Annotated in this window: 16 protein-coding genes; 5 read left to right on the top strand and 11 right to left on the bottom strand. The window is 68.4% G+C overall.

The window, feature by feature from the left end:
- Nucleotides 1-68: 68 nt before the first annotated feature.
- Nucleotides 69-476, top strand: a complete 408-nt coding sequence (locus ABGB19_RS13375; RefSeq protein ID WP_347686439.1) for a hypothetical protein — start codon at nt 69-71, stop codon at nt 474-476.
- 201 nt (nt 477-677) lie between these two features.
- Here the strand turns inward: ABGB19_RS13375 and ABGB19_RS13370 are convergent, their stop codons facing one another.
- The 6 genes from ABGB19_RS13370 to ABGB19_RS13345 all read right to left on the bottom strand — a co-directional run bounded on the left by ABGB19_RS13370 (nt 678) and on the right by ABGB19_RS13345 (nt 5,602).
- The gene (locus ABGB19_RS13370) at nt 678-1,346 is read right to left on the bottom strand and encodes a helix-turn-helix domain-containing protein (protein ID WP_347686438.1); all 669 of its coding nucleotides are present in this window, start codon (nt 1,344-1,346) and stop codon (nt 678-680) included.
- Between the two features lie 10 nt (nt 1,347-1,356).
- Nucleotides 1,357-1,719, bottom strand: coding sequence for a nuclear transport factor 2 family protein (locus ABGB19_RS13365; protein WP_347686437.1), 363 nt, complete (start codon nt 1,717-1,719; stop codon nt 1,357-1,359).
- 144 nt (nt 1,720-1,863) lie between these two features.
- Nucleotides 1,864-2,226, bottom strand: a complete 363-nt coding sequence (locus ABGB19_RS13360) for a carboxymuconolactone decarboxylase family protein (protein ID WP_347686436.1) — start codon at nt 2,224-2,226, stop codon at nt 1,864-1,866.
- Nucleotides 2,227-2,374: 148 nt separating this feature from the next.
- Entirely contained in the window at nt 2,375-4,735 is a 2,361-nt protein-coding gene (locus ABGB19_RS13355) for an excinuclease ABC subunit UvrA (RefSeq protein WP_347686435.1), read from the bottom strand.
- A gap of 4 nt (nt 4,736-4,739) precedes the next feature.
- Nucleotides 4,740-5,150: a VOC family protein gene (locus ABGB19_RS13350; protein ID WP_347686434.1), complete on the bottom strand. Its 411-nt coding sequence runs from the start codon at nt 5,148-5,150 to the stop codon at nt 4,740-4,742.
- 5 nt (nt 5,151-5,155) lie between these two features.
- Complete coding sequence (locus ABGB19_RS13345; protein WP_347686433.1) at nt 5,156-5,602, bottom strand: helix-turn-helix transcriptional regulator; 447 nt, start codon at nt 5,600-5,602, stop codon at nt 5,156-5,158.
- Nucleotides 5,603-5,647: 45 nt separating this feature from the next.
- On the opposite strand from ABGB19_RS13345, the gene ABGB19_RS13340 reads away from it, so the two are divergent.
- Nucleotides 5,648-6,442 carry a hypothetical protein gene (locus ABGB19_RS13340; RefSeq protein WP_347686432.1) on the top strand — a complete coding sequence of 265 codons (795 nt, stop codon included), beginning with the start codon at nt 5,648-5,650 and terminating at the stop codon, nt 6,440-6,442.
- Nucleotides 6,443-6,454: 12 nt separating this feature from the next.
- On the opposite strand, the gene ABGB19_RS13335 is transcribed toward ABGB19_RS13340, so the two are convergent.
- From ABGB19_RS13335 to ABGB19_RS13320, 4 genes are all read right to left on the bottom strand, one after another.
- Nucleotides 6,455-7,276 (bottom strand): acyl-CoA thioesterase domain-containing protein, encoded by an 822-nt coding sequence (locus tag ABGB19_RS13335; RefSeq protein WP_347686431.1) that lies wholly within the window; start codon nt 7,274-7,276, stop codon nt 6,455-6,457.
- A gap of 37 nt (nt 7,277-7,313) precedes the next feature.
- A complete protein-coding gene (locus tag ABGB19_RS13330; protein WP_347686430.1) occupies nt 7,314-8,015 on the bottom strand; it encodes an SDR family NAD(P)-dependent oxidoreductase in 702 nt (233 codons plus the stop codon).
- Nucleotides 8,012-8,590 carry a helix-turn-helix domain-containing protein gene (locus tag ABGB19_RS13325; protein ID WP_347686429.1) on the bottom strand — a complete coding sequence of 193 codons (579 nt, stop codon included), beginning with the start codon at nt 8,588-8,590 and terminating at the stop codon, nt 8,012-8,014. Before ABGB19_RS13325 ends, ABGB19_RS13330 begins: the two co-directional genes overlap by 4 nt.
- Nucleotides 8,591-8,652: 62 nt before the next feature.
- Nucleotides 8,653-9,267 carry a class I SAM-dependent methyltransferase gene (locus tag ABGB19_RS13320; protein WP_347686428.1) on the bottom strand — a complete coding sequence of 205 codons (615 nt, stop codon included), beginning with the start codon at nt 9,265-9,267 and terminating at the stop codon, nt 8,653-8,655.
- Nucleotides 9,268-9,313: 46 nt separating this feature from the next.
- On the opposite strand from ABGB19_RS13320, the gene ABGB19_RS13315 reads away from it, so the two are divergent.
- From ABGB19_RS13315 to ABGB19_RS13305, 3 genes are all read left to right on the top strand, one after another.
- Nucleotides 9,314-9,739: a MerR family transcriptional regulator gene (locus ABGB19_RS13315; RefSeq protein WP_347686427.1), complete on the top strand. Its 426-nt coding sequence runs from the start codon at nt 9,314-9,316 to the stop codon at nt 9,737-9,739.
- Nucleotides 9,740-9,809: 70 nt separating this feature from the next.
- Nucleotides 9,810-10,718 (top strand): alpha/beta fold hydrolase, encoded by a 909-nt coding sequence (locus ABGB19_RS13310; protein WP_347686426.1) that lies wholly within the window; start codon nt 9,810-9,812, stop codon nt 10,716-10,718.
- A gap of 33 nt (nt 10,719-10,751) precedes the next feature.
- On the top strand, nt 10,752-12,212 hold the full coding sequence (locus tag ABGB19_RS13305; protein ID WP_347686728.1) for an MFS transporter: 1,461 nt from the start codon (nt 10,752-10,754) through the stop codon (nt 12,210-12,212).
- Here the strand turns inward: ABGB19_RS13305 and ABGB19_RS13300 are convergent, their stop codons facing one another.
- Nucleotides 12,213-12,641 (bottom strand): SRPBCC family protein, encoded by a 429-nt coding sequence (locus tag ABGB19_RS13300; protein WP_347686425.1) that lies wholly within the window; start codon nt 12,639-12,641, stop codon nt 12,213-12,215.
- Nucleotides 12,642-12,865 lie beyond the last annotated feature (224 nt).

The raw sequence follows: 12,865 nt of genomic DNA, 5'->3' as shown, positions 1-12,865 counted from the left end.
GTCTGGCGCGGTCAACACCTCCTGGCAAAAGAAGGACACTTGCACCGGTATGCGGCACAGTTGTCAATATGAGCCAGAAGATTCCGGGCCCGAAAGACATCAAGGCCGCCGCGCGATCGGCCGCGGAGACCGCGCAGTCGGCTGCGAGCAGCGCGATGCGGATTCCGCCCGCCTCCATTCAGCTGGTTGGTCAACTGCCGGATCTCATCGAGAATCTTGCAACTGCCACCGAGCGACTCAACCAGGCGATCGACCGCGCCGAACGCTACCTCGCGCTGGCCGATCCGATGATCCGAACCATGGACGCGATCCTGCCCCAACTCGAAGCACTTGTCGAAACCGGCAACGACGTATACAACGCGGTGTCGACCCTCCCCGGCACCGCCACCCTGGGTCGCCTGACCGGCCGCCGTTCGGCGGCCTCACCGCGGAAGAAGCCGCCCGCGGGCCGCAAGCCCACACGTGAGAAGCCCTGATCGCTCCCCCGCGGTAAGCCTTGGGACACAAGGTGATACGTCACAGTGACGTATCCGTCCCGGCTGCGCGTACCCCAAGAATCTCCCCGAAAGCCGTCGGCATCGGCCGACTCCCCATGACCGCCGCCAGTGGTTCCACATCGTGGTGACAATCTGGAGGCGACTGCCGGGACCTCTCGACGGTCAGCAACTGCTCGATGGTCAGGCACCGGCCGCGTCCGGTTCGACGTGGAGCAGGTAGCCGGTAGCGGCCAGCCACCGTGGCCAGGCGGCGGCGGGTCCTTCCACATGGACCTCGCCGTTGGCGCGGCCGTCGTCCCAACTGACTTCCCCTGCGGCCCAACGGTCCAGGAAGTCCGACGTCGTGCGCACGATCAGCTCGGCGCCGGGCGCGGCGCCGGGTTGCTGGCGGAGCCGGCCGGCGGCGAAACGCAGTGTGGTGGGACGATCGTCGACGACAAGCTGGAACTTGCCGTCGGCGACGGTTTCGATGCCGCCGACGTAGGTGACGTCGAAACACTGCTCCCCCGAGCCGTCCGCGGTCGGATCGGCCAGGTAGCCGACACCCCACCGCCGCAACGCGCACAGTGCCTCATCGAGCGCGCGGCCCCGCTCGGTCAGCGCGTAGACGACGCCCGCACCGACCGGACCCGGCTCCCGCACCACCAGCCCGGCCCGCTCGAGGCGCCGCAGCCGGTCGGCAAGCACGCTGGTGCCGATGCCCGGAAGCCGGCTCTGCAGTTCGCCGTAGCGCCCGGGTCGTTTGAGGAGTTCCTGAACGATCACCAGGGTCCAGCGCTCGCCGACCACATCGAGCGCGCGGGCCAAGGGGCAGAACCTGCCGTAGCCGCTCCACGGTCCCTTCGGCATGACTGTGCACTCAGGACGGCGGCTGCATCGCCGTCATCGCCGCGGTGTCGAAATACAACCGCGCCGAGGCAAGCTTGCCGTCGCGGAAGGTGGTCCACTCCGCCATCGGAATCGAGGCCGCCCCGACTGGCGTCTCGATGTCGAAGTCGTAGATCGAGCACACCTCATCGCCGTGCTCCCACTGTCGATGCACGTGGGCGCCGCGCATGATCGGGCACAGCGGCTCGGAGCCCGCCAGGAAGTCCGCCTTGCCCTCCGACTGCAACATCGGCCCGTGGAAGCGGAAATCGTCGGTCAGCAGCTCCGCGGCGCCGGCCTTGTCACCCGAGGTGAACAAACGCAGGTAGGTCCGGTAAGTGTCAGCGTTCGACATGAGTACCTCTCTTAGTTTGAGAATCTACTCTCAAAATAAGAGTCGATCCGCCCGGCGTCAATAGTGTCCTCGGCGGCCGGTGGCGGCGGCGCAACCGGGTGTCGGCTCAGGCTGTCGCGGTGATCGGGCCCGACGACGACGGACCTAGGTAGCCGGGGTCGTCGCGTCGGCAAATTCGCAGAAGGCCTGGTATGCGCGGGCACCGTAGACAGTGGCCGGCCCGCCCTGCATGAGGATGCCGACGCCGATCGCCTCCGCTGCTTCTTCCTTCGAGGCCCCAGCACGAACGGCTCCGCGGGCATGTGAGGCTATGCAGCCGTCACAACCGTGCACGACGCCGATGACCATCGCCATGAGTTCTTTGACTTTGGACTCCAGCGCCCCTGGCGCCAGTGCGGCGCGGCTCATCTCGCCGAACCCGCGATAGACGTCCGGAATCATCTGGCGCAGAGCGCGGTGTTGTGGCTTCAACTCGTCGAGGACGTCGTGATGGTGGTGCTCTGTCATGCTCGTTCGCCGATACCGGTTGTCATGGGTGCCTCCTGAAACGCTGCGCAGGAATCGGTTCCCTGCAGACTCCTCGAGATTAGAGCGAATGATTCAGGGCGCTAGGGCCTTAAGCCCCACGACGGTTGTCGCCCGCCCGTGACGGCGGTCAAGCACCCACGTAATCCGCGAGGTGCTGGCCGGTCAGTGTGGACCGCGCGGCGACGAGATCGCCTGGGGTGCCCTCGAACACAACGCGACCGCCGTCGTGGCCGGCACCCGGCCCCAGGTCGATGATCCAGTCGGCGTGCGCCATCACCGCTTGGTGATGCTCGATGACGACGACCGACTTCTTTGAGTCGACCAACCGGTCGAGTAAGGCGAGCAACTGCTCGACATCGGCCAGATGCAGGCCCGACGTCGGCTCGTCGAGGATGTAGACGTCACCCTTCTCACCGAGGTGCGTCGCCAGCTTCAGGCGCTGGCGCTCACCGCCGGACAAGGTCGTCAGTGGCTGGCCCAGCGACAGATAACCGAGTCCGACGTCGGCGAGCCGCTCGAGGATCTTGTGGGCGGCGGGTGTGGCGGCCTCACCCTCGCCGAAGAACCCGACGGCATCGGTCACCGGCATCGCCAGCACCTCTGCGATGTTTCGGCGACCCAGCGTGTAGTCGAGCACCGACGCCTGGAACCGTCTGCCTTCGCACTCCTCGCACGTCGACTCCACCGTCGCCATCACGCCGAGATCGGTGTAGATGACGCCCGCCCCGTTGCACGCCGGGCACGCGCCCTCGGAATTCGAGCTGAACAACGCCGGCTTGACGCCGTTGGCCTTGGCGAACGCCTTGCGGATCGGCTCGAGCATCCCGGTGTAGGTCGCCGGGTTGCTGCGCCGCGAGCCGCGGATCGGCGCCTGGTCGATGGCCACCACGCCGTCCCGCCCGGCCACCGAGCCGTCGATCAACGAGCTCTTGCCCGAGCCGGCGACACCGGTCAGCACGACCAACACCCCGAGCGGGATGTCGACGTCGACGTCGCGCAGGTTGTTGGTGTCGGCGCCCCGCACCGCCAGCGCACCCGTCGCCGTGCGTACCGCGTCCTTGAGCGAAGCGCGGTCGTCGAGGTGACGGCCGGTCAGCGTGCCGCTGGACCGCAGCTTGTCCACCGGACCGGTGAAAACCACTTCGCCACCGACGGTTCCGGCGCCGGGCCCGAGGTCGACGACATGGTCGGCGACCGCGATCACCTCGGGCTTGTGCTCGACGACCAGAACGGTGTTGCCCTTGTCGCGCAGTTGCAGCAGAAGCTCGTTCATGCGGGCGATGTCATGCGGGTGCAGACCGATGGTGGGTTCGTCGAACACATAGGTGACGTCGGTCAGCGGTGAGCCGAGATGCCGGATCATCTTGACCCGCTGCGCTTCTCCGCCCGACAACGTGCCCGCCGGGCGATCCGGTGACAGATAGCCCAGGCCGATCTCGACGAACGAGTCCAGCGTGTGCTGCAACGACGCCAGCAACGGCGCCACCGACTTGTCCTTCAGGCCGCCGATCCACTGGGCCAGGTCGCTGATCTGCATCGCATACAGGTCGGCGATGCTGCAGCCCTTGATCTTCGACGAACGCGCAGTGTCCGACAGCCGGGTCCCGTCGCAGTCGGGGCACCTGGTGAACGTGACCGCCCGCTCGACGAATGCCCGGATGTGCGGCTGCATGGCCTCGACGTCCTTGGCCAGGAAAGACTTCTTGATCTGCGGGATCAACCCCATATAGGTCAGGTTGACGCCGTCGATCTTGATCTTGGTCGCCTCCTTGTGCAGCAGGGCGTCGAGTTCTTTCTTGGTGAACTTGCGGATCGGCTTGTCCGGGTCGAAAAAGCCGCAGCCGTTGAAGATTCGCCCGTACCAACCCTCCATGGAGAAACCGGGGATGGTCAGCGCGCCATCGTTGAGCGACTTGCTGTCGTCGTACAACGCGGTCAGGTCGATGTCGTTGACCGACCCGCGCCCCTCGCAACGCGAACACATGCCGCCGACGAGGTTGAACTCGCGACGCTCCTTGACGGTGCGCCCGCCGCGTTCCATCGTGACCGCACCGGCACCGCTGATCGAGGCGACGTTGAACGAGAATGCCTGCGGCGAGCCGATATGCGGCTTGCCGAGCCGGCTGAACAGGATGCGCAGCATCGCTCCGGTATCGGTGGCGGTGCCGACGGTCGAGCGCGGGTCCGCGCCCATGCGCTCCTGGTCGACGATGATCGCCGTCGTGAGGCCCTCCAGCACGTCGACATCGGGGCGGGCCATCGTCGGCATGAAGCCCTGCACGAAGGCGCTGTAGGTCTCGTTGATCAGCCGCTGTGACTCCGCGGCGATCGTGTCGAAGACCAGGGAACTCTTGCCGGACCCGGAGACTCCGGTGAACACCGTGAGCCGGCGCTTGGGGATCTCGACGTCGACGTCCTTGAGGTTGTTCTCACGCGCACCGTGCACGCGGATGACGTCATGACTGTCGGCAATCGGCCTGCGCGCCATACGGTCACGCCACCTGCTGGATGCGCACCGTGTTGCCGGCGGGGTCGCGGAACGCGCAGTCGCGAGCGCCCCACGGCTGATCGGTCGGTTCCTGCATCACCTCCGCACCGCTGGCCTGCACTCGGGCGAATACGGCGTCGACGTCCTTGGTGGCCAGCATGATGCCGGCGTAGGTGCCCTTGGCCATCATCTCGGCGATGGTGCGACGCTCGTCGTCGGTGACGCCGGGATCGGCGGCGGGCGGCGTCAGGACCAGGTTCATCTCAGGCCGGCCGACGGGACCGACGGTGATCCACCGCATGTCGTTGTAGCCGACGTCCTTGCGCACCTCGAAGCCGAGTGCGTCGCGGTAGAACGTCAGGGACTCTTCGGGATCCGCATGCGGCAGGAAGCTGGTGTTGATGGTGATGTCCATGGCGCTCACGCTAACTGGGGTGCCGGATCCGACGCTTCTCGATTCCTGACCGGTCTGGTCACCTGCTTGGCCACGCACGACGGCATCCCGGCCACCGCACCCGTCGCCTCACGCCGGTAGACGCTCGGCGGCACGCCGACGAGTTCGGCGAAGCGGGTGCTGAAGGTACCCAGCGACGAGCAGCCGACCGCGAAGCACACCTCGGTGACGGTCATGTCGCCGCGACGCAGCAGCGCCATCGCCCGTTCGATGCGCCTGGTCATCAGGTAGCTGTAGGGCGATTCGCCGTAGGCCTGCCGGAACTGGCGCGAGAGGTGGCCCGCCGACATGTTGACGCCGCGGGCAAGCGCCTCGACGTTCAGCGGCTGCGCATACTCCCGGTCGATCCGGTCGCGCACCCTGCGTAGCAGGGTCAGCTCGCGCAGACGCGGGTCGGTACTGCTGCGGGTCACGTGATCAACTTAGTCGCACCGCAGGTCGACGCGTAGCATCGACGCATGGCCGAGCGCGGGGCCCTCTGGGGCTGGGACCTCGATGAGTCCCCGGCCGAGCTGACCGACGACGAGAGCGGATACGACGAGGGCCACGACACGGACGAGGTCGGCCACAATGGGCACGACCCGATCACCGAGCCGATCCCACTGGTGCACGACGAGTTCGCCGACGCGCCGGACGACGACCTCGCCGACTTGGCACAGCCGGAGCCGGCCGACGTTCCGTACACCACTGCCGAGCCCGACACCTGGGCCGACCTGCGCGAGACCAGCTACGCCCGCCCCTTCATCGAGCGTCCCGCGGGCACCCCGATCAGCACGCTGACGTTCAAGCCCGCGCCCAATCCCTGGTACCGCACGAAGCCGGCCGTGATCGCGGTGATCGCCGTCGCGGCTGTCGCGCTGCTGCTCGCGATCCTCCCGATGGTGCTGCGCGGCGACGCCGCCGGGTCCGAGGAGTCGACCGGCGTCGTGCCGTCACCCTCGACGAGCGCCGCCCCCAGCAGCACGGCACCGTCACCGACCGGCACGCAGCCGGCGCTGAGCAGCGCCCCTGCTCCCCCGCCACCGCCACCGCCACCGCCGCCGCCCCCTTCTGCCCCGCCCCCGCCGGCGCCGGTGCAGGGCAACGGGCCCGGCTACACGCCCTCCTACCCGTCGAGGAACTCGTCGCCGCCGCAGGCCGACAAGCCCGATGTCGCGGTCACCCGAGCGCCGATCAGCGTCGCACCCGAGATTCGCGGACCGATCCCGAATCCGGCCACCCAGAACAGGAACGGCGACAACAGCGGCTGGTGACGGCCGCCCTGGTCACTCGTAGTTGAGGCCGTGCTTCGGAAACGGTTGCCTGCCGAAGTCGATCTGGGCCGCCGGGTTCGCCACCGCGGTGACCATTCCGGATCCGAACGCGCCCCGGTGGTCGAACAGCGTCGCGGTTCCCACCGACACACCCTCGGAGGCGAAATGGGTGTCGGCCTGGACCATCAGCCACTCGTCGAGCGGCAGCCGCGACAACGCGACGGTCAGGTCGCCGTTGATGTAGCCGATGCCCTCGGTGCCGAGATTGGTCACCAGGCTGGTGGCCTCGGCGAGCATCACCGCCCGCACGAACGGGGAAAGCTTCTCCCCGGCAACGACATCGATGCCGTCGTTGAAGAAGCGTTTGCGGGAGGCGTTCTGGTGCGCGCCCGGTGAGCGCGTCCAGCCGGCGTCGTCGCTGCCGACGTAAGGGGCCAAGTCGTCGTCGGGAACGGGCGGTGTCACAACGGGTGTCGCGGCGACCCACTGACGGCCCGGTGGCGCCGACGAGCGCCGGTACTGGACCAGCGTCGCCCGCGCGACCGCCCGGCCGTCCTGCAGTACATCGCATTCCGCACTGCGCACCCGTCGTCCGTCGCGCACCACCCGAACATCGATTGTGGTGCGCGCGTTGCGCGCCGCGCGGAACAGGTCCGCGGTGAACCGGGCCGGCATGAACTCGTCTGACCCGCAGTGGTTCTCCAGCGCCCGCGCGGCGAGGCCGACGACGGCGGGCCCGTTGAGGTGGTCGTCACCCCAATGGCTCTGGGCGAACCGCGTCGGGGAGAACCCGCCGTCGTCCGTCGGTGTGAAATGCGCGGATTCCGTACCCATTCGGGGATCCTCGCACAGGCGTGCGGAGCGTCCGCAGCTAGGTGTTGCGCCCGCCGTTGACGCCGAGGATCTGCCCGGTGATGTAACCGGCTTCCTCGGAGATGAGGAACGCGCACGCCGCCGCGATGTCCTCCGGTCTGCCGATCCGCCGCACGGGCGTGGCGTCGATCGTGGCCTGGATGTCGCCGAGGTTGCCGCGGGCTTCGGCGGCGCGCAACATCGGTGTGTCGATGAAACCGGGCGGCACCGCGTTCACGGTGATGCCGGCGGGGCCGTATTCGAGCGCCAGCGTCTTGGTCAACCCGTTGACCGCCGACTTCGCCGCGACGTAGTGCGCCATGTAGGGCGCGCCGGAATGCGTGCTCGACGACGAGATGTTGACGATCCGGCCCCAGCCGGCCTCGATCATGTCCGGCAGCGCCGCCTGGATGCAGTGGAAGACGCCGTTGAGGTTGACGTCGATGACGCGTTGCCACTGCTCGAAGGTGATGTCGGTGAACTTCTTGAAGCCGTCGAGACCGGCGGCGTTGACCAGGATCGAGATCGGCCCGAGTTGGCTGCGGACCGCCGACAGGGCGGCGTCGATCTGCGCTCGATCGGTCACGTCGGCGGTGTGGGCGAATTCGTCGTCGTTCGGCGCCAGGTCGAGGACCGCGACGTGGTACCCGTCGGCGCGCAACCGATCCACGATGGCGCGTCCGATTCCCGAGCCGCCGCCCGTGACGACCGCTGTCTTCATTGAGAACTTCCTTTCGTGGGGCGCGCCCGTAGGCCGAGCGTGCGTCGTGCCGCAGTGATGAGGTGCTCGCGCAGTTCGTCGTCGGTGAGTTGGACCCACATCGACCCGACCGCGCCGGCCATGCCGGCGAAGACCATCGCCGCGTTGATCTCCCCCGCGGGGCCCGCCTCCACATCGGCGAGCAGCCGCAGTTGCCGGGCGATCAGGTCGGCCCAGTCCGCCCGCTGCTGCAACGCGGTGGCGACACTCGGGTCGGCGGCGAGAACGGCCGCCAGCCCCCGGTTGCGCACCGCCAGGTCGGCGTAACCGCTGAGCATGCGCTCGGCCCTGGCGTGGGCGGTCCGCCGTCCCTCGGCGTCATCGACGATCGTGCGCAGTTCGGCCAGCATCGGGTCCAGCACCGCGCCCAGCAGTTGCTCGCGGGTCCGAAAGTGGTGGTAGATAGCGGCTTTCGTGAAGCCGAGTTCGTCCGCGATCATCTGCAGCGAGGTGCCCGCGAAGCTGTGCCGGGTGAACAGGGCGACGGCAGCGTCGATCAGTCGTTGCCTGGTGTCGGTGGTCGCCGCGACGGTCATCGGCCGGTTCGCTCCTTTACGATCGACTAGGACTGTACTAGCCGATCGTAAAGCTGTCGAATTCAGGGTCGGCGGGCCGTCACCACCCATACGTCGCGGCGTCCGGCCTTCTGTGCACCGACCTCCACCCTGTCGAAGCCGGCCGACCGGGCTTGGGCGGCAAAGGAATCGGCCTGCTGGCGTGTCCACCCGTGGCTGGCGAGACCGGTCGCGGCCTGCGGCGACTGACGTTCGACGGCCACCAGTCGGCCGCCGGGTGCCAGCACCCGGTACGCCTCCCCCAGACCGGCACCGACGTCCCGCCAGTGATGCACCGTGGCCAGCGACCACGCCACCGTCGCCCCACGGTCCGGCACCGGCAGGTCCTCGGCGGTGCCCTGCTTGAATTCGACCGCACCGCCGCGGGTGACCAGGCGGGCGATGCGCAGCATGGCCGATGCCGGGTCGACACCGGTCACCTTCGCTCCGCGGCGGGCGGCCTGACGGACGGCTTCGCCGGGGCCACAGCCGATGTCGACCACCGTGTCGCCCGGCGACACCGCCGCCACGTCGACGGCAAGTCGGGCTTTGGCGCGGCCCACGATCAGGAAGACGAGCGCGAAAAGCGATCCCGTGACGCCCGAGAATCCCGGGTGGTCGGCGTGATGATTGACGGGAAGTCCCGCGGGAGTGCTCATGATCTCGAGCTTGCCGGTTCAAGTCGGCTTGAAGTCAAATGGCGGTATGGACCCCATCCCGATCGGCGAGGCCGCCGCCCGACTGCAGATGACGCCGTCGGCACTGCGCTACTACGACGAGCGCGGCCTGGTGTCCCCGTCGTCGCGCAGCGCCGGCCGGCGCATGTACGGACCAGACGAACTGCGCCGGCTGGCGTTCCTGAAGATCTTCCATCGCCTGGGCCTTCCGCTCGACACCGCCGCCGCTGTTCTCGACGCACCCAGCCCTCAGTGGCGCGAGGTCGTCAAGCAGCAGATCGGCCACCTGGAGGCGGTGATCGCCCAGGCCCGCGGCGCACAGGACTTCCTCACCCACGCGCTGCACTGCCCGGCCGATCACCCCGCGCGCGAATGCCCGACGATGACCGGCACCCTGGACCGCCTGCTGGACGGCATGTCGGTCGATGAGCTGGCCGCCGAGCACCGCGGCTGACGGCAGGCGGGTTATATCCGCGAGGATTTCGGGGTAGGCAGGTTCAACGACCGCGGAGGGGCCATTCAACATGACCGAGTTGCAGTATCTGGAATTGCACGGAGATCGCGTCGCCTACCGGGATGCCGGAAGCGGCGAGGAAGCGGTGCTGCTGATCCACGGGATGGCGGGCAGCTCCGAGACCTGGCGGGCGGTGATGCCGCAGCTGTCGCGGAAGTACCGGGTGGTCGCGCCCGATCTGCTGGGCCACGGGCAGTCGGACAAGCCGCGCGGCGACTACTCCCTGGGCGCGTTCGCCGTGTGGCTGCGAGATCTGCTCGACGAGCTGGGCATCGCGCGCGCCACGATCGTCGGCCAGTCCCTCGGCGGCGGCGTGGCCATGCAGTTCGTCTATCAGCACCCGGACTACTGCCAGCGGCTGGTCCTCATCAGCAGCGGCGGTCTGGGTCCCGACGTGGGCTGGACGTTGCGGTTGCTGTCGGCGCCGGGCGCCGAGTTCATCCTGCCGATCATCGCGCCGCAGGCCGTCCTGGCGGCCGGCAACAAGTTGCGCGGCTGGTTCTCGAGCGCCGGGATCCAGTCCCCGCGGGGCGCGGAGATGTGGAGCGCCTACTCGTCGCTGGCGGATGCGCAGACTCGTCATGCCTTCCTGCGCACGCTGCGCTCGGTCGTCGACTACCGCGGCCAGGCGGTCAGCGCGCTGAACCGGCTGCACGTGGCCGCCGAGATGCCGATCATGGCGATCTGGGGCGATCAGGACCGGATCATTCCGGTCGACCACGCGTACGTGGCCCAAGAGGCCAGGCCCGACAGTCGGCTGGCGGTGCTCGAAGGCGTCGGCCACTTCCCTCACGTGGAACGGCCGAGCGAGGTGGTCGACCTGCTCGACGACTTCATCAGCACGACGGGGCACTCCGATACGCCCGCCGCACGTTCGGATGACCGACGCGACATAATCGAGGAACCGAAGATGAGCTAAGGATCGGAGCGGGCCGTGGTCGAGACCGATGCGATGCGGTCCCCGGCCACGGGCCACGCGCCGGTGCGCTCACCCCGGCTGCTGATTGCCGGCTTGTCCATCGTGGTGCTCACCGTCGCGGTCCTGCAGACCGCGGTCGTTCCGGTGCTGGGCATCATCGCCGACCAGCTCGACGCCTCCACCATCGGCGTGAGCTGGGCCGTCACCGCGAACCTGCTCGCCGCCGTAGCCGCCACCCCCCTGATCGGACGGCTGGCCGACCTGCACAGCAAGCGCCGGGTGCTGCTGTGCGTGCTGGTGGTCGTCCTGGCCGGCTCGGTCCTGGCCGCCACGACGTCGTCGCTGGCCCTGCTCATCGTCGGCCGCGTCCTGCAGGCGGCGTCCTACGCGCTCTACCCGATCAGCATCGCCATCCTGCGCGAAGAGCTCGCCGCCGACCGGCTGATGTCGGCGATGGCGGTGCTCTCCGGCACGTTGGGCTTCGGCGGTGGCACCGGGCTCGTCGTGGTCGGGGTGCTGATGAGCGGCGACGCCGACTACCACCGGGTGTTCTGGTTGACCACGGCTTTCACCCTGGTCGTCATCGCGATCGTGCTGCTGGTCGTGCCGGGCCGGCCGCGCGGCTCCGACGGAACGATCGACTGGCTGGGAGCCACCGGCCTGGCCGCGGGCCTGTCGACGGTGCTGCTGGCGATCACCCAGGGGCAGTCCTGGGGCTGGATCTCACCCGCCACGCTCGGCTGTGCGGCGGCCGGCGCCGGACTACTGGCCGGATGGTGGCTGTGGGAGCGGCGTGCCCGCCAACCGCTGGTGTCGACGGCGATGCTCACCCGCCGCCCGATCATGCTCACCAACCTGGCCACCATCTTCGTCGGGATGGGCTTGTACTTCGCGTTCCTGGGATTGACGCAGTTCGTCCAGATACCAAGGGCGGCAGCCGGTTACGGATTCGGTGCGACGGTGTTGCAGGCCAGCGTCGTCTATCTGCTGCCCGGCGCGGTCGCCGGCTTCGTGATCGCGCTGGTCAGCGGTCGGTTCATCGACCGTTACGGCGCCCGGCCCGTGCTGGTGGTGGCCGCGCTCGCCGGCATCGCCGGGTTCCTGTTCATCGCGTTCGCCCACGACAGGGCGTGGCAGGTGATCGTGGCCGGGATCCTGGCCAATGCCTACATCAGCCTGGGGTACGGCGCGCTGCCCGCGCTGGTGGTCAGCGAGGTGGACGCCGGCGAGACCGGGGTGGCGACGAGCATGAACGCGATCGCCCGCACGATCGGCAGTTCGACTGCGGCCGCACTGGTCGCGGTGCTGCTCAGCCGGACCGTGGCCGGTGCGGGCGTGCCGCCGGAGAGCAGCTTCTTCGTGATCTTCCTCGGCGGCGCGGTGACCGCCGTGCTCGCGATGGTGCTGATCGCGCTGTCACGACCACGGCCGCAGCCCATCGATTCCGTCGAGGCGCGGTGCGAAACGCGCGCGATGAATCACGAGTGGGGGTGATCAGCGCAAGGCGGCCAGGTTCGCGACGGACTTGCGCACGTCGGACTCGATGACCCTGGCCACCAGGGTGCCGATGCGGGTGTTGAGCAGTCCGCCGGACAGCTCGGCGACCACCTGAAATGTCGAACCCGGCGCGTCGTCGCGGACACACAGCGTCAGGCAGATGCGGATGCCGGGCCTGCCGCGGCCCACCATCTCGATCTGCTTGGGCTCGTCGTAACGAGTGACGTGCCAGTGGATGATGTTGCGGAACCCCTTGACCTTGATCAGCGACGACACGCAGGTGCCGACCTCGATGTCCGACGGGACCTCGCTGCGCCACCCGCCGAAGATCGTCAGCCACTCGTCGAACCGGCTCAGGTCCGAGGCCAGCGCCCAGGCCGCCTTCGGGCTCAGATCCGATGACACCGATACGTCTACTGCTGCCATGTCACAGCACTACCCGGCAACACCACGGGGGTAAACGGCGTTTCCACCGATCAATGCCCGCCTCGGCTGAGAAACTGGTCGGGCATGCGCCGCCCGTCCGCCGGCGCCGACTCCTGCCGGCCGGCCGATTCTGCGCACGTCGGTTCAGCGGATTCTTGCGGTCTCCAGCGGGACTCACGAAGGAATCCATTGTCGATATGAAAATTCGTTGCGGAATCGCTTGC

The sequence above is a fragment of the Mycobacterium sp. B14F4 genome (assembly GCF_039871645.1).
Lineage (GTDB): Bacteria > Actinomycetota > Actinomycetes > Mycobacteriales > Mycobacteriaceae > Mycobacterium.
This window is presented reverse-complemented; position numbering and strand designations above follow the sequence as displayed.

What these genes read in the sequence shown, in the direction of transcription:
- ABGB19_RS13375 (WP_347686439.1), top strand. Translation starts at nt 69, where the DNA reads ATGAGCCAGAAGATTCCGGGCCCGAAAGACATCAAGGCCGCCGCGCGA.
- ABGB19_RS13370 (WP_347686438.1), bottom strand. Translation starts at nt 1,346, where the DNA reads ATGCCGAAGGGACCGTGGAGCGGCTACGGCAGGTTCTGCCCCTTGGCC.
- ABGB19_RS13365 (WP_347686437.1), bottom strand. Translation starts at nt 1,719, where the DNA reads ATGTCGAACGCTGACACTTACCGGACCTACCTGCGTTTGTTCACCTCG.
- ABGB19_RS13360 (WP_347686436.1), bottom strand. Translation starts at nt 2,226, where the DNA reads ATGACAGAGCACCACCATCACGACGTCCTCGACGAGTTGAAGCCACAA.
- ABGB19_RS13355 (WP_347686435.1), bottom strand. Translation starts at nt 4,735, where the DNA reads ATGGCGCGCAGGCCGATTGCCGACAGTCATGACGTCATCCGCGTGCAC.
- ABGB19_RS13350 (WP_347686434.1), bottom strand. Translation starts at nt 5,150, where the DNA reads ATGGACATCACCATCAACACCAGCTTCCTGCCGCATGCGGATCCCGAA.
- ABGB19_RS13340 (WP_347686432.1), top strand. Translation starts at nt 5,648, where the DNA reads ATGGCCGAGCGCGGGGCCCTCTGGGGCTGGGACCTCGATGAGTCCCCG.
- ABGB19_RS13335 (WP_347686431.1), bottom strand. Translation starts at nt 7,276, where the DNA reads ATGGGTACGGAATCCGCGCATTTCACACCGACGGACGACGGCGGGTTC.
- ABGB19_RS13330 (WP_347686430.1), bottom strand. Translation starts at nt 8,015, where the DNA reads ATGAAGACAGCGGTCGTCACGGGCGGCGGCTCGGGAATCGGACGCGCC.
- ABGB19_RS13325 (WP_347686429.1), bottom strand. Translation starts at nt 8,590, where the DNA reads ATGACCGTCGCGGCGACCACCGACACCAGGCAACGACTGATCGACGCT.
- ABGB19_RS13320 (WP_347686428.1), bottom strand. Translation starts at nt 9,267, where the DNA reads ATGAGCACTCCCGCGGGACTTCCCGTCAATCATCACGCCGACCACCCG.
- ABGB19_RS13315 (WP_347686427.1), top strand. Translation starts at nt 9,314, where the DNA reads ATGGACCCCATCCCGATCGGCGAGGCCGCCGCCCGACTGCAGATGACG.
- ABGB19_RS13310 (WP_347686426.1), top strand. Translation starts at nt 9,810, where the DNA reads ATGACCGAGTTGCAGTATCTGGAATTGCACGGAGATCGCGTCGCCTAC.
- ABGB19_RS13305 (WP_347686728.1), top strand. Translation starts at nt 10,752, where the DNA reads ATGCGGTCCCCGGCCACGGGCCACGCGCCGGTGCGCTCACCCCGGCTG.
- ABGB19_RS13300 (WP_347686425.1), bottom strand. Translation starts at nt 12,641, where the DNA reads ATGGCAGCAGTAGACGTATCGGTGTCATCGGATCTGAGCCCGAAGGCG.